Genomic DNA, 19,727 nt, shown 5'->3' with positions numbered 1-19,727 from the left:
CAATACTAGCGCCTGAAAGGAATTTCTTGTACTTGCGAGATCTGACCATTTAATGCATCAGATTCGTTTTGCAATGCATTACCACCACGTTTTGTGATGTTAATGCGCGCTTCAGTATCTTCCCAATTCAAAATTACTGTAGATTTACGAATAAACCGCCATCAACCAATAATGATGCGCCAGTAACATAACTCGCCATATCAGAGGCTAAAAATACGATTGGACCTGCAATATCTTCAGGAACACCTAAACGCCCTAAGCAAGTACGACTTGACATGTAGTTAAATTTTTCTTTGTCTGCTAAGTCTTCTTTATTAATATCTGTTGCAATTGTTCCTGGCAAAATCGCATTACAACGAATGCCATAGTGACCTAAAGCCACAGCACATGATTGCATCAAAGACAGCAAGCCCGCTTTGGTTGGGGTGTAATGTGTTTGCATTCCTCCACCAACTAATGCACTGATTGAACTAACAGCAATGATAGAACCACCGTTACCCTGCTTTTTCATTTGATTTGCCGCTGCTTGTACTGCGAAATAAGCACCATTTAAATTAGTATTTACCGTTTGCATATATAGATCTTTTGGCATATCTAAAAATGAATGAAATGGGCAAATACCTGCATTATTTACAAAAACATTAATTTTATCAAAAACTTTTACTGCTTCATGAATAATCAGCTCGCCTGTATCCAGACTTGCTGAATCTGCACCAACATCAATCGCACGACGACCAATAGCTTGGATTTCTATAATTAGACTTTGGGCTGCATCGTTACCTGTTGGACGACCGCTATGGGCAATCACTACATCGGCACCTTGTTTGGCACACTCTAAAGCCGCAGCACGTCCAATCCCACGTGATGCACCTGTAATCACTACAACTTTATCTTTTAATAACATTTTTTATTCCTTATTCGGTATGATTAAGATAGTTACCGTATCCAACAAGACATACGGAAATCAGAATCACAAGTATTCCTAAATAAATCACTTTACGGTTTTTGCTTGATGTACCTTTCCACTCACCAAAGTAAAAGCCCCATAAATTCGATGTCAAAATAATAAATGACATATGTAAAATCCATGAACTTGCCTCATTATTTAAACGACTTTCCCCCATACCGTAGAAGAAAAATTGTAGATACCACAATGTTCCTGCAAGCGCGACCAGTATATAGTTCAATAATAATGGGGTAGATGTATTGGTATAATCGGTATAGCTCTTATTTTTAAGGTTCAAGAATACGCAGTAAATTGCATTGGTCGTTAAACCACCCCACATAATTAAAATGAACGTAACGTTATTTTGGAATAAACTATTCGCGCCATACGTTAAAGCCATATCTGCAAGTGGTTTACCTGCTGAAATACCAAAGCTGAAGCATGCACTAAGCACACCAGAAATAATCGCAACCGTTAAACCTTTAGGTAATGAAAACTCTTTTACTGATTCTTTTTTAGTTTCATCAGGCACCTCTCGTTCTTTGATCATGCCTGCTTTACCACAAATTGAAATCCCGATAATCGTGATGATTACACCCAAGATAATCAAATTACCGCCATTACTATGTATTAATGCAGTGAACGTATTTTCTGTTTGCGTAGTAAATAAATCTTTGTAAATCGGTGGGATAATTGCTCCAAATACGGAACATAGTCCCAAAACAATGGTCATACCAAGTGATAAACCTAAGTAACGCATAGTTAAGCCAAATGTTAAACCACCGATTCCCCATAGAACCCCCAAAATATATGTCCAAAATAAGGTTTTAGAGTTTGCTGTTAAAATGATGTCAAAAAAATGGGGAACGGTTAAGTATGCAGCAATCGCAGGAACGATTAGCCATGAGAATATCCCTCCCATGATCCAATAGCTTTCCCAACTCCACCCACTAACTTTATTATACGGAATATAAAAACTTCCTGATGCGAAGCCGCCAACAAAGTGTAAGAACACACCTAAAACAATTAATTCCATGTTAATCTCCTTATTAATTTATGGAAGGTAAAACACTTCTTTTAACTCGGTACTGACAGGTGAAAAGTCTGAATTTGATGGCATGATATCTTTCATATATTCCCACCACTTTTGCATGATTGGATTCGATGGAAGATCAATTAAACGCTCAGGATTTTCCACCATTAATATGGCAAATAATGCACATGTTTCTTCATCTAAAAATATGCGATATTCATGAATGCCATGTTCTTTTAATAACTGCGATAATTCGGGCCAAATTTCATCATGACGTCGCTTATATTCGGCTTCCTGCCCCACATTCACTTGCATTCTATTCGCTATAATTTTCATTATTTCGCCTCTACTTCAATTGTTAATGAATAGGCTTTTATTGCTGTTTGATAAAACAATTGATCAACTTCTGTTTGTGACATTCCTTCACAATAGTCCTGTACCAATTGCATAATGCTAGTGACAGGTCCTAAATACTCACTATTAGGGTAATCACTACCAAACATGATTCTCGATACCCCAAAACACTCAACAATTCGATCTAATCCTTGATGGTATAACTCCACATCAAAGCGTCGTTGAGCATGTTCCAGCTGAATAATTTCAGAAAATTTAACGTATGTATTTTCCATCCGAGCGAGTTGTTGAATTAACTTTAAGTATTGTGATTGCTTATCAATCAATTGAATATTCGGTAAATGGTCAATGATGACACTCAATTCAGGCAGTTGTTGCTTAATGCTCAGGACTGCTTCAAGTAACTCAATATCAGGATTGGCAACATCTAATGATTTATTCGCTTGTGCCAATTGTTTAAGATGCTGTAATACCGATTGCTGAGTACAAATGTGTTTTAAGTTACGCCCCCACAAATTACCGTAACGAATTCCAAGATATTTCTCTTGATATTTAAACTGTTCAAATTGCTTGATAAACTCAGGGCTATTGATATCTAAATTGCCCACACAGCCTACATAAAAATCTGATTGATTCACTTGATTGAGTAACCATTGGTTATCAGAAAACCAAGCACTTGCTTCGATTGCAATTGCTTTATTGATCATTAAAGGCGTCAAAGCTTTTTCAACGTCATCAGCAAGGTAAGTTTGATAAATTAAATCGCCTGCAACAGGCCAAGGGATACCTTCAGCACGTGAAGCATCAAATAGATGAATATGACTGTCTAAAATATAATGTGGTTGAAGCATGTTCGATTTCCTTATCGCAAAGCAATCCCGTAAACACAGCAAGGTGTTGTATTTTTTAATCAATTTATAGCGCTGACTTCCCTGTCAATTACGCTATAAACCTTTAGTCTAGATGATTAGGTTGAGTTGATTAGTTCTGCATATAAACTACGTGGGTATGCATATATTCATATAATCCATGTTTCCCATCTGCACCACCTACACCTGACTTTCTAACACCCGCATGAAAACCTTGCATCGCCTCAAAGTGCTCGCGATTTACATAGGTTTCACCAAATGACAATTCTCGGCATGCTTGCATTACTGAGTTAATGTTTTGGCTAAAGATCGATGACGTTAAACCGTATTCACAGTCATTTGAGTATTCAATTGCTTGATCTAAATCATCTACAATCGCAATTGGTAACACAGGCCCAAAGATTTCTTTATGTAAGATATCCATGCTGTTGTTACAGTTAATCAGTACTGTTGGTTGGTAGTGATACCCTTGTCCAAGATCAGCAATATTTCCACCTGTTACAACTTTCGCACCTTGTTCAATCGCCTGTTTAACATGTGTATCAATCTTATTTAAGCCTTGCTGGTTAATTAATGAACCCATATGTAGATCATTCATTTTACTTGGATCGCCATATTTTGTGCTTTGCATCAACGCTGTTACTTTTTCAATAAATTGGTCTGCAATATCACGTTGTACATAAACACGTTCTATACAGTTACAGACTTGCCCGGTGTTAATGACTCGAGAATTCCAAATAGCATTGGCTGCTAAATCAAGATTGGCATCATTCAATACAATCGCAGGTGCTTTACCACCGAGCTCTAGATTTAATTTAGTGATATTGGGTGCTGAGGCTGCCTGAATGCGACTACCTGTTGCAATACTCCCAGTGAAGCTAATCATATCGACTTCGCTACTTGAAGAAAGTAAACCACCCACTTCGCCTTTTCCACCCAAAACATTAAATACGCCTGCTGGTAAATCAGTTTCTGCAACTAATTTTGCAAATTCAAAACAGTTAATTGGGGTTTCTTCACTTGGTTTAATGACTATAGTATTACCAGTGAGTAATGCTGGTGCCATTTTGCGTGCGATTAAGAAGAATGGGAAGTTCCAAGGCAGAATCCCTGCAACTACACCAAGTGGTTTACGAAACAAGAAGATCTGTTCATTCGCACGATCACTTTGAATAATTTCACCTTCTAAACGACGCGCCCATTCCGCCATATAATCTAAGTAATCAGCTGTGAAGTTCACTTCTACTTCTGCAAGTGAAGCGACTTTACTTTGCTCTTCTACGATAATGCGTGCTAAACGTGGCACATTCTCACGAATTTTATTGGCAATTTTTTTTAAATATTGTGCACGTTCAATTGCTGTTTTTTTTGCCCATGATTTTTGCGCTTGACGTGCTGCATCAATTGCTGCGTCTATATCTGATTGGGTCGCACTTGGAATATAAGCCAATACATCCTGATTAGCTGGATTTTCCACGGTAAAATGATCGGTAGATGTGACAAACTGACCATTAATATAATTTTGATAGCTTTCTAATATCATCGTGTCATTCCTTTTACGTTTTGAATTATCTGTTTTAGTAACTAGATTTCACTTCAAGGTTACTATTGCTTTGTTTAAACAAATTTAGGCGGTCATCAAGTGCTTGGGTATACAGCATGGTGTCTACACCCACTGCAATAAAGGTCACACCCCATTCAATTGCTCGTTTGGCCACAGCAGGATCTGGTGCTAAAAAGCCGACTGCTTTGCCTGATGCAAGAATTTTATCAATCGTATTTTTGATAACCGCTTGTACATTTTCATGTTCTGCTTGATCTGGATAGCCTAACGATGCTGATAAGTCTGCAGGACCAATAAATACGCCATCGATACCTTCAACTTTTAAAATTTCATTTAAGTTTTCAACAGCTGTTTGACTTTCAACTTGAATAAGTATGCAGATATCTTCATTGGCTTTTGCCATGTAGTTTTCTACACGCCCCCAGCGTGCAGCACGTGCAACACCAGCCCCAACACCACGTGTCCCTTGTGGCGCATAGCGTGTTGCATCAACAACTTCTTGTGCTTGTTCAGCAGTATCCACCATTGGAATCAGTAGAGTTTGTGCGCCAATATCTAAAGCTTGCTTGATATTGGCTTTGGTCCCTTCTACTACACGTACCACAGGATGACCTTTGTACGGTGCGATAGCTTGCAATTGTCCATGTAAGCTTTGGATTGTATTTGGAGCATGTTCTCCGTCAATTAAATACCAATCGTATTCCGATGTAGCTGCAATCTCTGCCACATATGGCGATGCTGTACTTAACCACATTCCATATTGGGTTTGCTTAGCCGCAATATTCTTCTTAAAGTTGTTTGGTAAGTTCATTGAGTTCAATTTCCTTGTTTAAATGAGAGAAATGAAAAGTTATTTTTATGCGTATTTGCCAATAGGAACGCTGCAACTGCACCAACAAACGCAACGCTACCAAGTAAAATCAAACCCGCAAATCACGATTGATTAGCGTTGCTGCTTTGATATATATGATTGGCGCAAGAAAACCACCAAAAGTAAAAACTTCATTTCTTAAACCTGTATCTAATTGATATGCCTATTTTTTAGCAAAACCAATATTGGTACGGTCTAAAAAAACCAAGACATATAAACCCTACCTCAATGGCACTAAGCGAAATTTAGCTTTTAAAATTGCACCTAGATCTCACAAAATATGATTCATTTATTTGTACTCCTGCATGTTTTTATTTATACGTACCCTTTTCCTTAAGAGCAGGTTTTGTTATAGAGCGATTAATGTAGATAAGGGCGGGTTAATTCCAAATTTTTATTCAATTCCACACCAAAGCCTGGTTTATCCAATACTGATTTATGAATCTTACCGTTGACAGGTACAGGTTCATTCACCAAGACTGGGTCAAATTGTGGACGTAAATCTGAGCAGTCTGGGCTAGTCATTAAGAATTCGCTGAATGGTGTATTGGTAAAGGTAACTACTGCATGGTGTGAATATACCGATGAACCATGTGGTACAACCAATTGACCACGTGATTTTGCAATTGCTGCAATTTCAATTAAAGTCGTTAAGCCGCCACACCAGCCTACATCAGGTTGCATGATATCAATGCCTGTTTCTGACAATGTACGGAATGATTGAACTGTACCGTGATGTTCACCTGTCGTTACCATCATACCTGGAGGAGCTTGGCGTTTTAATTCACGATAACCTTCGTATTGTTGTGGTGGCAAACATTCTTCGATCCACTTCAAGTTATAAGGTGCACATGCATATGCCAATTTTACAGCGTAATTAACGTCCTGACTCATCCAACAATCAAGCATCAACCAGAAATCATCACCACATTTTTCACGGTAGTGTTTCACCATCTCAGCATCTTTACGAATTCCCACATCGCCATCATGTGGCCCCCAATGCGTTGGCATTTTGCCACCAATAAAGCCCATTTCTTTGGCTAAATCTGGTCGCGCACCTGTTGCATAGAATTGGATTTCGTCACGAACTGCTCCACCCAGCAACTTATAAACTGGGAGATCAATCACTTTACCGAATAAATCCCATAGGGCTAAATCGACACAGGAAATGGTATTCATCACCAAACCACCTGAACCACTATAGTACATCGTAGCATTCATCATTTGATCATGAATAAGTTTGATATCTGAAACACAACGCCCTTCAATAAAACGGTTAAGATGTTTTTCTACAATGAAACATCCCATTTCACCGCCAGTAGATACTGCAAATCCCATTTGTCCGTTATCTGCTTCAACTTCAACAATTAATGTGCCTAAAACATTAATTCCAAAAGATTGGCGTGATTGCTCATAAGATTTATATTTACTCATCGGTGTTGCAATATGATCATCAATCCAATGGCTTCCTCCTTGATCATGGTAATCCGCACCACCTTCACCTTTGCTCTTATCCGCAGTCGCCCCACCCATAAAATAAGCACGAATCTCTTTTATTTTTGGTAACGTCCTTGTCATCTTTAAGCTCCTTAGTATTGATTTATTTTTGCACCGATTTTTAGTGAAATTTTTCGAGCGCATTCCGTAGTTAATCTCACTAATTCTTCCTGATTATTTTCATTGATTTGTATTGAGGCACCCACGATTGAAATCGCCGCCTCTAAAGTATTATGTGAATTAAAAATTGGAGCTGCTATACAACGAACTCCTTCAACATCTTCGCTATTATCGAAGCTCCATCCTTTTTTTCTAATAAGATCTAATTCTTGTATATAAGCCTCGATACTCATAATAGAATTTTCGGTCTTAGCAATAAAATTAAGATTTTGTATGGTTTGTTGAATTAAATCCTCAGGCTGAAATGCTAAAAGGCATTTACCAATTCCTGAGCGTTCTAAAGCTAAACGCTTACCTTCATAAGAATGCACGCGAATAGAAGAATTACTTTCTATTTTTAAGACATAATAAGCGGCTTTTTGATCTAAAACGCCTAAATGACACATTAGACCTGTTGCTAGCATTAAGTCAGTCAAATAAGGTTTTGCAATTGCACGCAAATCCATTTGTACGAGAACTTGATTAGAGAGCTCGACTACTTTTAACCATAAGGAATAAGAACCATCATTACTTTTGATCAAATAATTCTGACGACATAATTCCTCTAGGATATTGTAAATAGAGCTTTTAGGAATATTCAGTGCGTCTTGAATTTGAAGTACTGAACAAGCGCCATGTGTAGAAATAAAATTTAAGATGTCTAGTGCCCGTGTCAAACCAGGAGTTTTTGATTTTTCCAACATATTGGAATCCATTCCAGAACTATGTAATGATTGTTGGTTAAATAAAAAGCAAAGTCAACACTTTTAAAAACATTTGATGCGGAGATAAAATTAAAATCACTAAAAAATTCAAATGAATAGTTAACATCTAACAATAGGATTTCAATACAATCTATATCTATAAATTTCTTACCACCCGTTATCCCAATCCATGTTTTTTTCTATCAAATTCAAAAAGCCCTGATCGAAAGATCGGGGCTTTTTTATTGATTCTATTCAAGGTTTATAAAGTTATATCGTCAAAACGTTTAATTTCTCATACAGCGATGAAAGAATATTTGAAATAAGCAAACCATAGAATCTACTAATATTCCCAACGCTTACGTTTAACCCTTATCTACGATTCTCTATTGGTTTAAATCAAGACTATCTCAATTAAAGCTCGATCATGAATTTTTGGGGGTCTACGAGGACATGTACGTTTTTAATTCCAATACGTTTTCTCAAGCTTAAAATAGTATTTTTTATGAATTTCAAATTAAGCAACAACGACTCGAATAGAAAAACTTCCATCACACTTGGCTAAAACTGTCCGTCTAAAATGTTCTGAATAACGTATAAAACCTAAGGTCTTAGATTTTACCTGTTTGACTACATTTCATTGTCAAAGTTGATTGGTTTCCAAGTGTCAATCAACCAGATAGATGTTGAGATGACATCTTTGCAGTCACCTGCATCAACAATGTTAGTCTTATTTTTCAAGCTCTATTTTTTCTCTAAATACTGTCATATGCAGACTAAGCAAGCCAATAATTATTTTTTAACAAGTAGTCTGATTGGCTCCTTTGAGTTTTATCAAATTGGCTCTCGTTTGTCATTCATCTACGCGACATAGTAGAAACAGGAAATTCGTGTAGAGCGCGAGCTGGATTTAATATAACCGGCACAGTAGTTATTACATTAGAGGTGATATTTATATTAGACCTCTTGCATTGGTTAAAATTTGAGCACGGATAAGCTTGGATTTATAAGGTATTGCATAAAGCCTGAATGACCACAACACTACTTTCAAAAGCGCTCTAGTGTTCGAAAAATAAAGACAAATTGAAGGAATAAAAATGATCAGTGACCCAGCTAAAATCATTGATGATGAAAGCACGTTACGGCGTAATTTGGCTGCTGCCTATCGTTTGGCTGCCATGTTTGGTTGGGAGGACACTTTATATACTCATTTTTCAGCCCGCCTCCCTGGTGAAGGGGAACCACGCTTTCTGATTAATCCATTTGGTCTAATGTTTGATGAGGTGTGTGCCAGTGATCTGATTGTGGTTGATTTACAAGGTAAAGTCATATCAGGACACTCTCCATATAATCCAGCAGGATTTACTATTCATAGTGCCGTACACATGGCAAGAGAAGATGCACATTGTGTTATCCATACGCATACATTAGCAGGTATGGCAGTGGCTGCCAGTGAACAGGGGTTGTTGCCACTCAATCAGATCAGTCTTGAATATTACAATCGGGTTGGTTATCACGATTATGAAGGCGTCGCTTTTAATCTACATGAGCGTAGTCGCCTCCAGACATCACTAGGCAATAATAGTGCATTGATTCTACGTAGTCACGGTTTGTTATCAGTTGGAGCAACCGTTGCTGATGCTTTTCAGATCATGTACTACCTGAACCGTGCTTGTGAAATACAATTGGCCGCAAGTCAATTGGCAATACTTGGGCAGGTGCGACAGGTCGAACCTGCTTTATGTCAACATGTGAGTCAGCAATTTCAAGGTGTAGAACATGAGCGTCAAATTGTTTGGCAGGCGTGGTTACGTAAACTAGATCGTATAGATCCGTCATATAAGGATTAATCGAACATGGCAAGAATTGCTATTACCGATACAGGGGGACTTGACTTTAGCCCAGCTATTGCTGTGTTGGATGCGGCTGGACATGACACGATTTTGCTTCATGAAGGAGAAGGTTTGCTTACACACTTGGCTGATTTGGAAGGGCTGATTGTCAGTTTTTGCCGTATTGATGCAAGTGTAATTGCAGCAGCCCCATTGTTGAAAGTAATTGTGACCACCACGACAGGGCTAGACCAAATTGACATACATGCTGCAAAAGCAGCGGGCATTGCTATTTTTTCACTGCCTAGTCCAGCCACTGAGGAGGTCGCAACACATGCATTGGCAGGCATACTGACGTTGTTGAGAGAAATTCCTGCTGCACGTGAGGCATCAAAGTGTTGGGATTTTAAAAAAATTCCAGCACCTCCACGAATCAGTGAACTCACACTTGCTGTTTACGGTATGGGGCGTATTGCTAGAGCATTGGTCACACTTGCCCTGCCATTATTTGGACGTGTTGTTGCCTATGATCCATATATATCCACTGAGGCATGGCCTAAAACGGTTGGACGTGTTGATTCACTCAATGATCTTTTTCAGATTGCAGATGTGCTGACCTTACATGCGCCAGCTACATTGGAGAATCATCATCTTGTGAATACGCGCACGATTGAGTTAATGCCTCAAGGTGCGTCGATCATCAATGTTGCACGTGGTGAATTGGTGGATACCCAAGCACTCATTGCAGCTGTTCAGTCTGGAAAACTGCGTGGCGCATTTCTTGATGTCGTTGATCTGGAGCCTCCTGAAGCAGATGACCCTGTACTGCATGAACCAAGGATTGTGGTAACACCCCATTCAGCTTTTTTTAGTAAAGAAACTGAACTAGCTTATGTCATGCTTGCTGTTGAAAATCTACAGCAAATATTTGAATAAAAAAAGAAAAGGAAAATTTCTATGGGTATTGATATTGCGATTGTTGTTTTTTATCTTGTTGTAATGCTGATATTTGGCTTTTTAGGAAAAGCAAGGACCAAGAACAGTAGTGATTTTTTGGTCGCAGGTCGTCGTCTTGGTTTTGGGCTATATACAGGTACTATGGCGGCGGTCGTACTTGGCGGTGCATCCACCGTGGGTGGAGTTGGTCTTGGTTACAAGTTTGGTATTTCTGGTATGTGGCTCGTGGTCGCCATTGCTATTGGCATAATTTTGCTCAGCCTGTTTTTTGCCAGCCCAATCCAACGATTGCGCGTGTTTACGGTTGCCCAGATGCTACAATTACGATATGGCATTAATGGGACTGCGGCATCTGGTATTGTGATGGTGTTATACACACTAATGCTGACAGTCACCTCAACAATTGCATATGCAACCATCTTTAATGTGCTATTCGGTACACCACAGTGGATTTCTGTGATGATCGGTGCAGTCATTGTCATGCTTTACTCTTCGATTGGCGGGATGTGGTCAATCACATTAACTGACATGGTGCAGTTCGTACTTAAGACGATTGGCATATTTGTTTTATTGCTGCCATTTGCTTGGACTCAGGCTGGGGGTTACGATGGCATTATGGCAAAGCTAGGTCCAACAACTGGTGCGGCACATTTTGATATAGGTACCATAGGTATCGACACAATCATCACATATTTTGTGATTTATTCGTTTGGTATGTTGATTGGTCAGGATATTTGGCAGCGTGTGTTCACAGCCCAGTCACCTAAAGTCGCTCGTTGGGGTGGTACTGTAGCGGGGATTTATTGCTTATTGTATGGGGTTGCTGGGGCTTTGATTGGGGTTGCAGCGTCTGTTTTGTTGCCAGATATTTCCGCGAAGAGCGATGTTTTTGCAGCTGTTGCTGAGAAGGTATTGCCTGTAGGGTTATCGGGAATTGTACTCGCTGCAGCTCTCGCTGCGATGATGTCTACAGCTTCTGGCGCCTTAATTGCCTGTGCCACAGTATCTAGAGCCGATGTGATGCCATTTTTTGGTCATTTGATGGGCCGCAAAACTGATTCTAGCAGAGTTAATCCTGAACATGATATACGTGCTAATCGGTTATATATCATTGGACTTGGCATGATTGCGACTATTATTTCAATGATGGTAAGTGATGTGGTGACTGCATTAACCATTGCCTATGATATTCTTGTGGGTGGTTTGCTCGTTGCAATTCTTGGTGGGTTTATATGGCAAAGAGCGACTGGGATTGGCGCCTTGGCTTCTATGGCTGTAGGTACGGTAGTGACACTTGCGACAATGATCTTTACCAATATATTGGCCAATGAACCCATCTATTTTGGTCTGCTGTCGAGTTTAGTGACCTATGTGGTAGTGAGCCTGATGAGCAAGCCTACCCCTGCTGAGGTGCTGAATACATGGCAAGACCGATTATCAGGTCGAGAGATTGCTATTTCAGATGATCTAATGAATGCAACAGAATCAATAAAAGTAGAACAAAAGCATTGAGCATTGCCACCATATTAAAAATCATCATTGGAGTAAAAAATGAGCAATAAACCATTTAACCAGCCCTTAAGTGGCAATGAAATGCCGCGTTGTGGCGGGATAGCCACAATGATGCGTTTGCCTATGCAAGTGAATGGTGAAGGGCTAGATGTGGCTTTCGTCGGTATTCCGTTTGATATAGGCACCTCTAATCGTCCTGGCTCCCGTCTAGGACCACGACAAATTCGTGATGAGTCACGAATGTTGCGTCCTTATAACGTTAATACCTTTGCTGCACCTTTTGAAAGTTTACAAGTAGCAGATATTGGTGATGTGCCAATCAATACGTTTAACCTGCTGAAAAGCATAGATATCATTGAGTCATTTTATCAAGAAAACATTTTAAAATACGACTGTAAGCCAATTACCTTGGGTGGTGATCATACCATTGTATTGCCTATCTTGCGTGCTATTAGCAAAAAGTATGGACCAGTGGCAGTTGTACATATCGATGCACATGCTGATGTGAATGACGAAATGTTTGGTGAAAAAATTGCACATGGCACACCATTTAGGCGCGCCGTGGAAGAAGGCTTGTTAATCAACGACAAAGTATTTCAGATTGGATTACGTGGCACTGGCTATAGCGCTGATGAATTCAAGTGGTCTATTGATCAAGGCTTTACTGTTATTCCAGCTGATCAATGCTGGTATAAATCATTAGCACCAGTAATGGAAAAGATTCGTGCCAAAATTGGTGATAGTCCATTGTATTTAAGCTTCGATATAGATGGTATTGATCCTGCATATGCCCCAGGTACAGGAACTGTTGAAATTGCAGGACTAACCGTTCCACAATCATTGGAAATTATTCGTGGTTTGAAAGGTTGCCAGCTGGTTGGAGCTGATTTAGTGGAAGTCTCTCCTCCCTATGATCCATTTGGTTCAACGGCAGTACTGGCAGCTAATTTGGCATTTGAGATGCTGTGTGTATTTCCTGGTGTCAAATATGATGGATTGTAGGCTAAGCCGATTCACTTGAGTTCGGCATATTTACCATAGAGTTGTACTGTGAATGTTCAATCTGATGCGAGTTTTTAACTGATCATTCACTGTTTCAATCAAACCTCTTTTACTCAGAAATTGTTTTTTGTTCTATGTGAGTTGGAATCTTTTTTATATTTCTCCCTGCAATAGTTAATAGTTTTAGACCTCTTGCTGCCAAAACTTTTGTTTTAAGTGTACTCAAATAATCTTAGTCTCGCCGTCAATTTTACCGACCTAATTTTGGTCACACCAAATACTTGACAATAGTTCACTCAGTCAACGATGTCCTTTCTTTTATACAAAAAACCGAGAATTACTTTTAGCTCAAAGGTGAGAGCCAATTGCGCATTTTGCTCGGAGAGCATGTATTGTTACAGTTACAGCAAGAAACAAGGGGCGCACTACAGCAACTGTATGACAAGCGTCGACTTATTTAGTCAAACTAATTCAGCGTTATCTGGGTAAATTTTTTTCTTTACGAATTCGATGGAGACTCTGGTCTACATCTAGCGATGTAATTACCCAACAAATGCGATGACAGAAAAATTGATGATCAATTTATGATATTTTTCATAAATAATGAAAAATATCATATAAAATCTTTTATAAAAAATTTAAGATATTGATTTATATAATTAAAAATAATTGGCACAGCAATTGCTTAAAACACAAAAATTGTACTTCTTAATGGAATAAAGATGCCGATTCATACATTCAAGTCTGCGCATAAATTAGTGACTGGCTTTAATGCATCCAAACAGTTAGCCAAATACTGCCATGATTTAAATATGTCTAAAGTTTTAATACTGACTGATCATGGCATCTTAAATTCAGGTTCATTAACACCCATTACCGATCTTTTACAACAACAGCATATTGAATTTTCGATTTATGCGGACATTACGCCTGAGCCTGAAATTGAAGTGGTTTTGCAATCCAAAAAATTCTTTGAGCAAGATCAATATAATGGCGTGATCGCAATTGGCGGTGGAAGTGTTATTGATACCGCAAAATGTATTGCAATTTATGGCAACAATCATGAGCCTTTGGAAAGCTTTTTTGGCGAAAACAAAGTCAGTCAAAAAGGTCTTCCTCTGATTGTATTGCCGACTACCGCAGGAACAGGTTCAGAAGTCACGAATATTGCCATTCTTTCTGACTCTAAAAACCAAATTAAAAAAGGCATCGTGAGTGACTTTTTACTCCCAGATGTTGCAATTGTCGCACCTGAAATGACGTTAAGCTGTCCAGCACATATTACGGCTGCCAGTGGTGTGGATGCTTTGGTTCATGCAATTGAATCATTTATTTCTGTCAATGCTTCACCCTTAACAGATGCTTTAGCGATTCAGGCAATGAAATTAATTATCAATGCCTTACCCAAAGCATATGCCAATCCAGATGACTTACAAGCCCATGAAGATATGGCAAATGCCAGCTTAATGGCAGGTTTGTCCTTTGGTAATGCTGGCGTTGGTGCAGTGCATGCACTCGCATATCCTTTAGGTGGGCGTTTCCATATGGCACATGGTGTCAGTAATGCCTTATTGTTGCCTTTCGTCATGGAATACAACCGCATCGCCTGTTTGGACAAATTTAAAGTGATTGCTGAATGCTTTAATGAACCGACAACAGGACTGAATGATCTTCAAATTGCCGATCGTGTGATTAGCCGTTTACATAATATTTGTGAGATAGTCAATATTCCAAAAGGTCTTCGAAATTTCAATATTCCTGAGTCAGTGATTCCAGAACTGGCTGCGGAAGCGATTAAAGTCGAAAGATTACTCCGCAATAATCCTCGACGTTTAACACAGCAAGAAATCGAAAACATTTATTATGAAGCTTATTAATAATGAATGAGTTTCTTGCTATGACTTGGGTCAATCTTCTTGCAAACAATTCTAAAGATGCGGATATTTCTTATCAAATATTAACATCGATCATGAATGCCTTAGATGACGGTGTATATATCACCGATCATCTGGGCACAACTTTATTTGTCAATGATGCTTATTTAAAGCTGACACATTTAAATCGAGAAGATTTAATCGATCATCCGATCCAAGACTTGGTCAATCAAGGGGTTTTTTCACGTTCAGTCTCTATGGACGTGATTCAAACTCATCAAAAAACCACCATTTTACAGTCCTTACAAAATCATACTGAACTGCTGGTCACAGGGCATCCTGTATTTGATCAGGAAAATCAACTCATTGCAGTCATCACATCGGTTCGTGATATTACTGTTCTACTTCAAGCACAAAAAGATCAAAAAGAACTCGAAGATATTCGCAATACACAAAAGAAATATTCAACACGCAAGCTGAATGACAACTATCTGACCAACTTAAGCGACAGTACCAATAAGACCTTCAATCGAGCGAAACGTATCGCACATTCAGATATTAAAATTCTCATTCAGGGCAACACAGGTACAGGGAAAACTGTACTGGCACGTTTTATTCATAAAAACAGCCCACGAAAAGATCAGCCCTTCTTAGAAATTAACTGTGCCACCATGCCAGATGGTTTACTGGAATCTGAATTATTTGGCTATGTGCCTGGTGCTTTTACAGGTGCCTTGCAAAAAGGTAAAAAAGGTTTATTTGAAGTCGTCAACGGCGGTACTTTATTTTTGGATGAAGTTGGCGACTTGCCTTTAGCACTGCAAGCAAAATTACTCAAAGTCATTGAAGATAATCGTTTTATTCCAGTTGGTGGTTTTGAATATGTCTATACTGATGTTCGTATTATCTCTGCAACGCATCACGATTTATTAAAACTGGTTGAGCAAGGTAAATTTAGACGAGATCTTTATTACCGCCTTTGCGTCACCTCATTAAAATTAGAAGATTTAAAAAATCGTATCTCTGAAATTGAACCATTGTTAGAACTGTATTTGGCAAATTTCAATAAGAAATATCACACCAACAAACGCTACTCGGCAGAAGTAATCGACTTGGTAAAAGCCTATTCATGGCCAGGAAACATTCGAGAGCTGACTAATTTTGTTGAGCAAACTGTTGTACTGAGCGAGTCGTCCACCATTTTGCCCCAAGACATTCCTGAAGATATACAGTGCGCTTTACATGGTGAATCCCAGTTCAATACGCCCCTTTCGAACTCAGCAGAAACCCTTAAAAAACAAGTAGATGATTTTGAGTTCAAGATTATTTCTCACGCCCTTGCCGTGTTTAAAACCACACAAAAGGCAGCCCAAGCTTTAGGTATTGACCAATCAACATTGGTTAAAAAACGACAGCGTTATCAGCAACTTTATCAAGAGTAAACCAATATGGATATTGCTTCTTTATCAACCTTTAAACAACAGGCCTATGTCAATGGTGATTGGATCAACTCAACTGATCAACGTCATATCGATGTACAAAATCCAGCGACAGGTCAGGTGATTGCACAAATTCCTGCGCTTACTGTGGCACAGGTTGAGCAAACGATTATTTTTGCTCAAGAAGCATATCTGGATTGGAAAAAGCAGTCCGTCAAATACCGTTCTGATCTCTTAAAAAAATGGTTTGCACTCATCATTGAACACAAACAAGAACTTGCCAGCATCATGACGCTTGAGCAAGGTAAGCCGCTCAAAGAAGCTGAAGGCGAGATTGTTTATGCTGCGAGTTTTATTGAATGGTTTGCTGAAGAAGGTCGTCGTATGTATGGCGAAACGATTCCTGCACCTAGTCAAGACAAGCGTTTACTCACTTTCCGTGAACCTGTGGGGGTATGTGTCGCCATTACACCATGGAACTTCCCTGCTGCCATGATCACACGTAAAGTAGCACCAGCATTGGCTGCGGGTTGCAGTATCATTGTCAAACCTGCTCAAGAAACACCTTTAACTGCACTTGCGCTCGCTTATCTTGCTGAGCAAGCTGGTATTCCCAAAGGTGTTTTAAATGTTGTGACAGGTCATTCAAAAGAAATTGTTGCCCCATTGACACAGAGTCCAATTGTACAAAAATTAAGTTTTACAGGATCTACCCCTGTCGGTGCTTTATTGATGGAACAATGCGCACCAACCATTAAAAAACTCTCACTGGAATTAGGTGGCAATGCACCTCTCATCGTCTTTGCAGATGCAGATTTAGACAATGCCGTACAGGGAACCATTGACAGTAAATTTCGAAATGCAGGGCAAACCTGTGTTTGTAGTAATCGCATCTTTGTACATAGCAGTATTTACGATCAATTTATTCTCAAACTCAAAGATAAAGTCTCTCAGTTAAAACTTGGTAATGGGTTAGATTCTGATACAGATCTAGGACCACTCATCAATCAAAAAGCGGTAGAAAAAATTCAACAACATATTGAAGATGCAATCAGCTTAGGTGGTGAACTGGTTTATGGCGGTCAAGTTTCCGCATTAGGGGCGCAATACTTTGAGCCAACCATTATCGCCAATGCGCAAGACAACATGCTGTGTTTTAGGGAAGAGACTTTTGCCCCTCTCGCTCCAATTTTTAAATTTGAAAATGAACAAGACGTAATTCAGCGTGCCAATAACACTGAATTTGGTCTGGCTGCCTATATTTTTACTGAAAATCTTCAACGCACATTTAGCGTTGCCGAAGCGCTGCAATATGGCATGGTTGGAATTAATACTGGTTTAATTTCTACCACAGAAGCCCCTTTTGGAGGAGTTAAAGCTTCTGGGCTTGGACGCGAAGGCTCGAAACATGGTTTGGATGAATATACCGAATTGAAATATTTATGCTTGGGTAATTTTAAAGCTTAACTTTAATTAAATAAGGACATGATGGAATGGAACAAGTATCAGGAAATACTTCTACACCGCTTGCAAGTGACAGCGCTCCACCGAATATTAAAAAGGTGGTCGGTGCCTCCATGGCAGGGACTGTCGCTGAATGGTATGAATTTTATATTTATGGTATTGCCAGTACTTTAGTGTTTGGTCATTTATTTTTCCCAAATGCAGGAACCACGCTAGATGGAATTATTGCTGCCTTTGCAACCTATGCGATTGGTTTTATTGCACGTCCTTTAGGTGGTCTGGTATTTGGTCATTTTGGTGATAAATATGGACGTAAAAAGCTGTTACAACTGAGTCTATTTTTAGTGGGTGCTTCCACATTTTTGATGGGATGCTTACCTGGTTATAACAGCATTGGCTATATGGCACCTGTGTTATTGATTGTCCTACGTTTTATCCAAGGCTTTGCAGTCGGTGGAGAATGGGGTGGTGCAATCTTATTGGTGGGTGAGCATAGTCCAAATCATCAACGTGGATTTTGGGCGAGCTTTCCACAGTCTGCCGTAAGCGCTGGAAATATTTTAGCAAGCTTGGTGATTTTGGCACTATCGATGATTCTCTCCAATGAGGATTTCTTGAGCTGGGGATGGCGCGTCGCGTTTTGGCTTTCAACCATTATTATTTTTATTGGTTATTGGATTCGTCGTAGTGTGGAAGATGCCCCTATTTTCCAAGAAGCACTGAAACAAGCTGAGGAAAAACAAGATAATTCTTCTAATTTTAAAGAATTGGTCACCACTTATCCAAAACGTTTAGCGTCTGGATTATTACTCCGTTTAGGTGAAAATACCTCTTACTATATGATCGTGGTATTCACCATCACTTTCCTCACCCTGAAAGTCGGTATTGAATATAAAACAGTGCTGATGATTCTGCTGGCAGCCAATGTTTTCCACTTCTTCACCATGCTTTTCAGTGGCTATTTATCTGACAAAATTGGACGTAAGCCAACCATGATGGCTGGAAATATCGGGTTAATCATCTGGGTATTCTTCTATTTCTCAGCAATTAGCACAGGCAATTACGGCACGATTTTTGTGATGATGTGTATTGGTCTATTGTTCCAAGCGATGGCATACGCCCCTGAATCTGCAACATTGGCGGAATTATTCCCAACCAAAATGCGCTATTTAGGTGTATCTTTTTCTTATCAATTTGCATCAATCTTAGCAGGTTCAATGGCACCGATTATTTGTGCATATTTATTTAAGACTTATGATGCAACATTGCCTATCGAAATTTATATCGCGATCGTTTCATTCATTTCAGTACTTGCTGTAGCAAGCCTAAAAGAATCCAAAGGCATTGATTTAAAAGATGTGAAATAGTTTAAAGCATGGCTCAAACACATTAAATTTTCCAACAAGGAAAGTTTAATGTGTTAAAGGAATACACCTAATTTTATTTGTTTCAACTTTCTAAAATCGACGCTATTCAACACCAATGCCTAATATAAACCCCAATAAAAAACCAATCCGTAGATTGGTTTTTTATTTCCATTGATGTATTTCAACCCATGCTTGATGATCTAAAAATTAACGCTCTCTTAATGCTTCTTTGGCTTTATTGAATGGTTTCAGCAAGTATTCAATAATGGTTTTCTGACCTGTT

The 19,727-nt window shown here is 39.1% G+C and carries 16 protein-coding genes and 1 pseudogene; 8 read left to right on the top strand and 9 right to left on the bottom strand.

The window, feature by feature from the left end; translation table 11 throughout:
- Positions 1–133: 133 nt before the first annotated feature.
- From lra1 to AC1Z3T_RS18360, 8 genes are all read right to left on the bottom strand, one after another.
- Complete coding sequence (lra1, locus tag AC1Z3T_RS18395) at positions 134–904, bottom strand: L-rhamnose 1-dehydrogenase Lra1 (protein WP_483396846.1); 771 nt, start codon at positions 902–904, stop codon at positions 134–136.
- Between the two features lie 10 nt (positions 905–914).
- The gene (rhaT, locus tag AC1Z3T_RS18390; RefSeq protein WP_483396844.1) at positions 915–1,982 is read right to left on the bottom strand and encodes an L-rhamnose/proton symporter RhaT; all 1,068 of its coding nucleotides are present in this window, start codon (positions 1,980–1,982) and stop codon (positions 915–917) included.
- Positions 1,983–2,000: 18 nt separating this feature from the next.
- Positions 2,001–2,315, bottom strand: a complete 315-nt coding sequence (gene rhaM, locus AC1Z3T_RS18385; protein ID WP_100884308.1) for an L-rhamnose mutarotase — start codon at positions 2,313–2,315, stop codon at positions 2,001–2,003.
- On the bottom strand, positions 2,315–3,184 hold the full coding sequence (locus tag AC1Z3T_RS18380) for an amidohydrolase family protein (protein ID WP_100884307.1): 870 nt from the start codon (positions 3,182–3,184) through the stop codon (positions 2,315–2,317). Before AC1Z3T_RS18380 ends, rhaM begins: the two co-directional genes overlap by 1 nt.
- Before the next feature lie 130 nt (positions 3,185–3,314).
- Positions 3,315–4,745: an aldehyde dehydrogenase gene (gene aldA / locus AC1Z3T_RS18375; protein WP_100884306.1), complete on the bottom strand. Its 1,431-nt coding sequence runs from the start codon at positions 4,743–4,745 to the stop codon at positions 3,315–3,317.
- Between the two features lie 34 nt (positions 4,746–4,779).
- Positions 4,780–5,577, bottom strand: a complete 798-nt coding sequence (locus AC1Z3T_RS18370) for an aldolase/citrate lyase family protein (protein WP_100884305.1) — start codon at positions 5,575–5,577, stop codon at positions 4,780–4,782.
- Positions 5,578–5,997: 420 nt separating this feature from the next.
- Positions 5,998–7,215, bottom strand: a complete 1,218-nt coding sequence (gene rhmD, locus AC1Z3T_RS18365) for an L-rhamnonate dehydratase (protein WP_100884304.1) — start codon at positions 7,213–7,215, stop codon at positions 5,998–6,000.
- A gap of 11 nt (positions 7,216–7,226) precedes the next feature.
- A complete protein-coding gene (locus AC1Z3T_RS18360) occupies positions 7,227–7,997 on the bottom strand; it encodes an IclR family transcriptional regulator (RefSeq protein ID WP_167387342.1) in 771 nt (256 codons plus the stop codon).
- Positions 7,998–9,094: 1,097 nt separating this feature from the next.
- Here AC1Z3T_RS18360 and AC1Z3T_RS18355 point away from each other — a divergent pair.
- The 8 genes from AC1Z3T_RS18355 to AC1Z3T_RS18320 all read left to right on the top strand — a co-directional run bounded on the left by AC1Z3T_RS18355 (position 9,095) and on the right by AC1Z3T_RS18320 (position 19,444).
- A complete protein-coding gene (locus AC1Z3T_RS18355; RefSeq protein WP_483396843.1) occupies positions 9,095–9,847 on the top strand; it encodes a class II aldolase/adducin family protein in 753 nt (250 codons plus the stop codon).
- A gap of 6 nt (positions 9,848–9,853) precedes the next feature.
- Positions 9,854–10,765, top strand: coding sequence for a C-terminal binding protein (locus AC1Z3T_RS18350; protein ID WP_151797923.1), 912 nt, complete (start codon positions 9,854–9,856; stop codon positions 10,763–10,765).
- A gap of 21 nt (positions 10,766–10,786) precedes the next feature.
- The gene (locus AC1Z3T_RS18345; protein WP_483396842.1) at positions 10,787–12,298 is read left to right on the top strand and encodes a sodium:solute symporter family protein; all 1,512 of its coding nucleotides are present in this window, start codon (positions 10,787–10,789) and stop codon (positions 12,296–12,298) included.
- 39 nt (positions 12,299–12,337) lie between these two features.
- Positions 12,338–13,300, top strand: a complete 963-nt coding sequence (speB, locus tag AC1Z3T_RS18340) for an agmatinase (protein ID WP_005034667.1) — start codon at positions 12,338–12,340, stop codon at positions 13,298–13,300.
- Positions 13,301–14,022: 722 nt separating this feature from the next.
- The gene (locus tag AC1Z3T_RS18335) at positions 14,023–15,177 is read left to right on the top strand and encodes an iron-containing alcohol dehydrogenase (RefSeq protein ID WP_483396839.1); all 1,155 of its coding nucleotides are present in this window, start codon (positions 14,023–14,025) and stop codon (positions 15,175–15,177) included.
- A gap of 20 nt (positions 15,178–15,197) precedes the next feature.
- Complete coding sequence (locus AC1Z3T_RS18330) at positions 15,198–16,616, top strand: sigma-54 interaction domain-containing protein (protein WP_139420648.1); 1,419 nt, start codon at positions 15,198–15,200, stop codon at positions 16,614–16,616.
- Between the two features lie 6 nt (positions 16,617–16,622).
- The gene (locus AC1Z3T_RS18325) at positions 16,623–18,080 is read left to right on the top strand and encodes an NAD-dependent succinate-semialdehyde dehydrogenase (RefSeq protein ID WP_058968618.1); all 1,458 of its coding nucleotides are present in this window, start codon (positions 16,623–16,625) and stop codon (positions 18,078–18,080) included.
- A 26-nt stretch (positions 18,081–18,106) separates the two neighbouring features.
- Positions 18,107–19,444 (top strand): MFS transporter, encoded by a 1,338-nt coding sequence (locus AC1Z3T_RS18320; RefSeq protein ID WP_005034674.1) that lies wholly within the window; start codon positions 18,107–18,109, stop codon positions 19,442–19,444.
- Between the two features lie 207 nt (positions 19,445–19,651).
- Here the strand turns inward: AC1Z3T_RS18320 and AC1Z3T_RS18315 are convergent.
- Positions 19,652–19,727 (bottom strand): annotated as a pseudogene (locus tag AC1Z3T_RS18315) (hypothetical protein); the annotation flags it as partial.

The organism is Acinetobacter sp. B-6 (assembly GCF_056930735.1).
This window is presented reverse-complemented; position numbering and strand designations above follow the sequence as displayed.

What these genes read in the sequence shown, in the direction of transcription:
- AC1Z3T_RS18330 (WP_139420648.1), top strand. Translation starts at nt 15,198, where the DNA reads ATGACTTGGGTCAATCTTCTTGCAAACAATTCTAAAGATGCGGATATT.
- AC1Z3T_RS18380 (WP_100884307.1), bottom strand. Translation starts at nt 3,184, where the DNA reads ATGCTTCAACCACATTATATTTTAGACAGTCATATTCATCTATTTGAT.
- rhmD (WP_100884304.1), bottom strand. Translation starts at nt 7,215, where the DNA reads ATGACAAGGACGTTACCAAAAATAAAAGAGATTCGTGCTTATTTTATG.
- rhaT (WP_483396844.1), bottom strand. Translation starts at nt 1,982, where the DNA reads ATGGAATTAATTGTTTTAGGTGTGTTCTTACACTTTGTTGGCGGCTTC.
- AC1Z3T_RS18335 (WP_483396839.1), top strand. Translation starts at nt 14,023, where the DNA reads ATGCCGATTCATACATTCAAGTCTGCGCATAAATTAGTGACTGGCTTT.
- lra1 (WP_483396846.1), bottom strand. Translation starts at nt 904, where the DNA reads ATGTTATTAAAAGATAAAGTTGTAGTGATTACAGGTGCATCACGTGGG.
- AC1Z3T_RS18320 (WP_005034674.1), top strand. Translation starts at nt 18,107, where the DNA reads ATGGAACAAGTATCAGGAAATACTTCTACACCGCTTGCAAGTGACAGC.
- AC1Z3T_RS18325 (WP_058968618.1), top strand. Translation starts at nt 16,623, where the DNA reads ATGGATATTGCTTCTTTATCAACCTTTAAACAACAGGCCTATGTCAAT.
- AC1Z3T_RS18350 (WP_151797923.1), top strand. Translation starts at nt 9,854, where the DNA reads ATGGCAAGAATTGCTATTACCGATACAGGGGGACTTGACTTTAGCCCA.
- AC1Z3T_RS18355 (WP_483396843.1), top strand. Translation starts at nt 9,095, where the DNA reads ATGATCAGTGACCCAGCTAAAATCATTGATGATGAAAGCACGTTACGG.
- AC1Z3T_RS18360 (WP_167387342.1), bottom strand. Translation starts at nt 7,997, where the DNA reads ATGTTGGAAAAATCAAAAACTCCTGGTTTGACACGGGCACTAGACATC.
- AC1Z3T_RS18345 (WP_483396842.1), top strand. Translation starts at nt 10,787, where the DNA reads ATGGGTATTGATATTGCGATTGTTGTTTTTTATCTTGTTGTAATGCTG.
- aldA (WP_100884306.1), bottom strand. Translation starts at nt 4,745, where the DNA reads ATGATATTAGAAAGCTATCAAAATTATATTAATGGTCAGTTTGTCACA.
- rhaM (WP_100884308.1), bottom strand. Translation starts at nt 2,315, where the DNA reads ATGAAAATTATAGCGAATAGAATGCAAGTGAATGTGGGGCAGGAAGCC.
- AC1Z3T_RS18370 (WP_100884305.1), bottom strand. Translation starts at nt 5,577, where the DNA reads ATGAACTTACCAAACAACTTTAAGAAGAATATTGCGGCTAAGCAAACC.
- speB (WP_005034667.1), top strand. Translation starts at nt 12,338, where the DNA reads ATGAGCAATAAACCATTTAACCAGCCCTTAAGTGGCAATGAAATGCCG.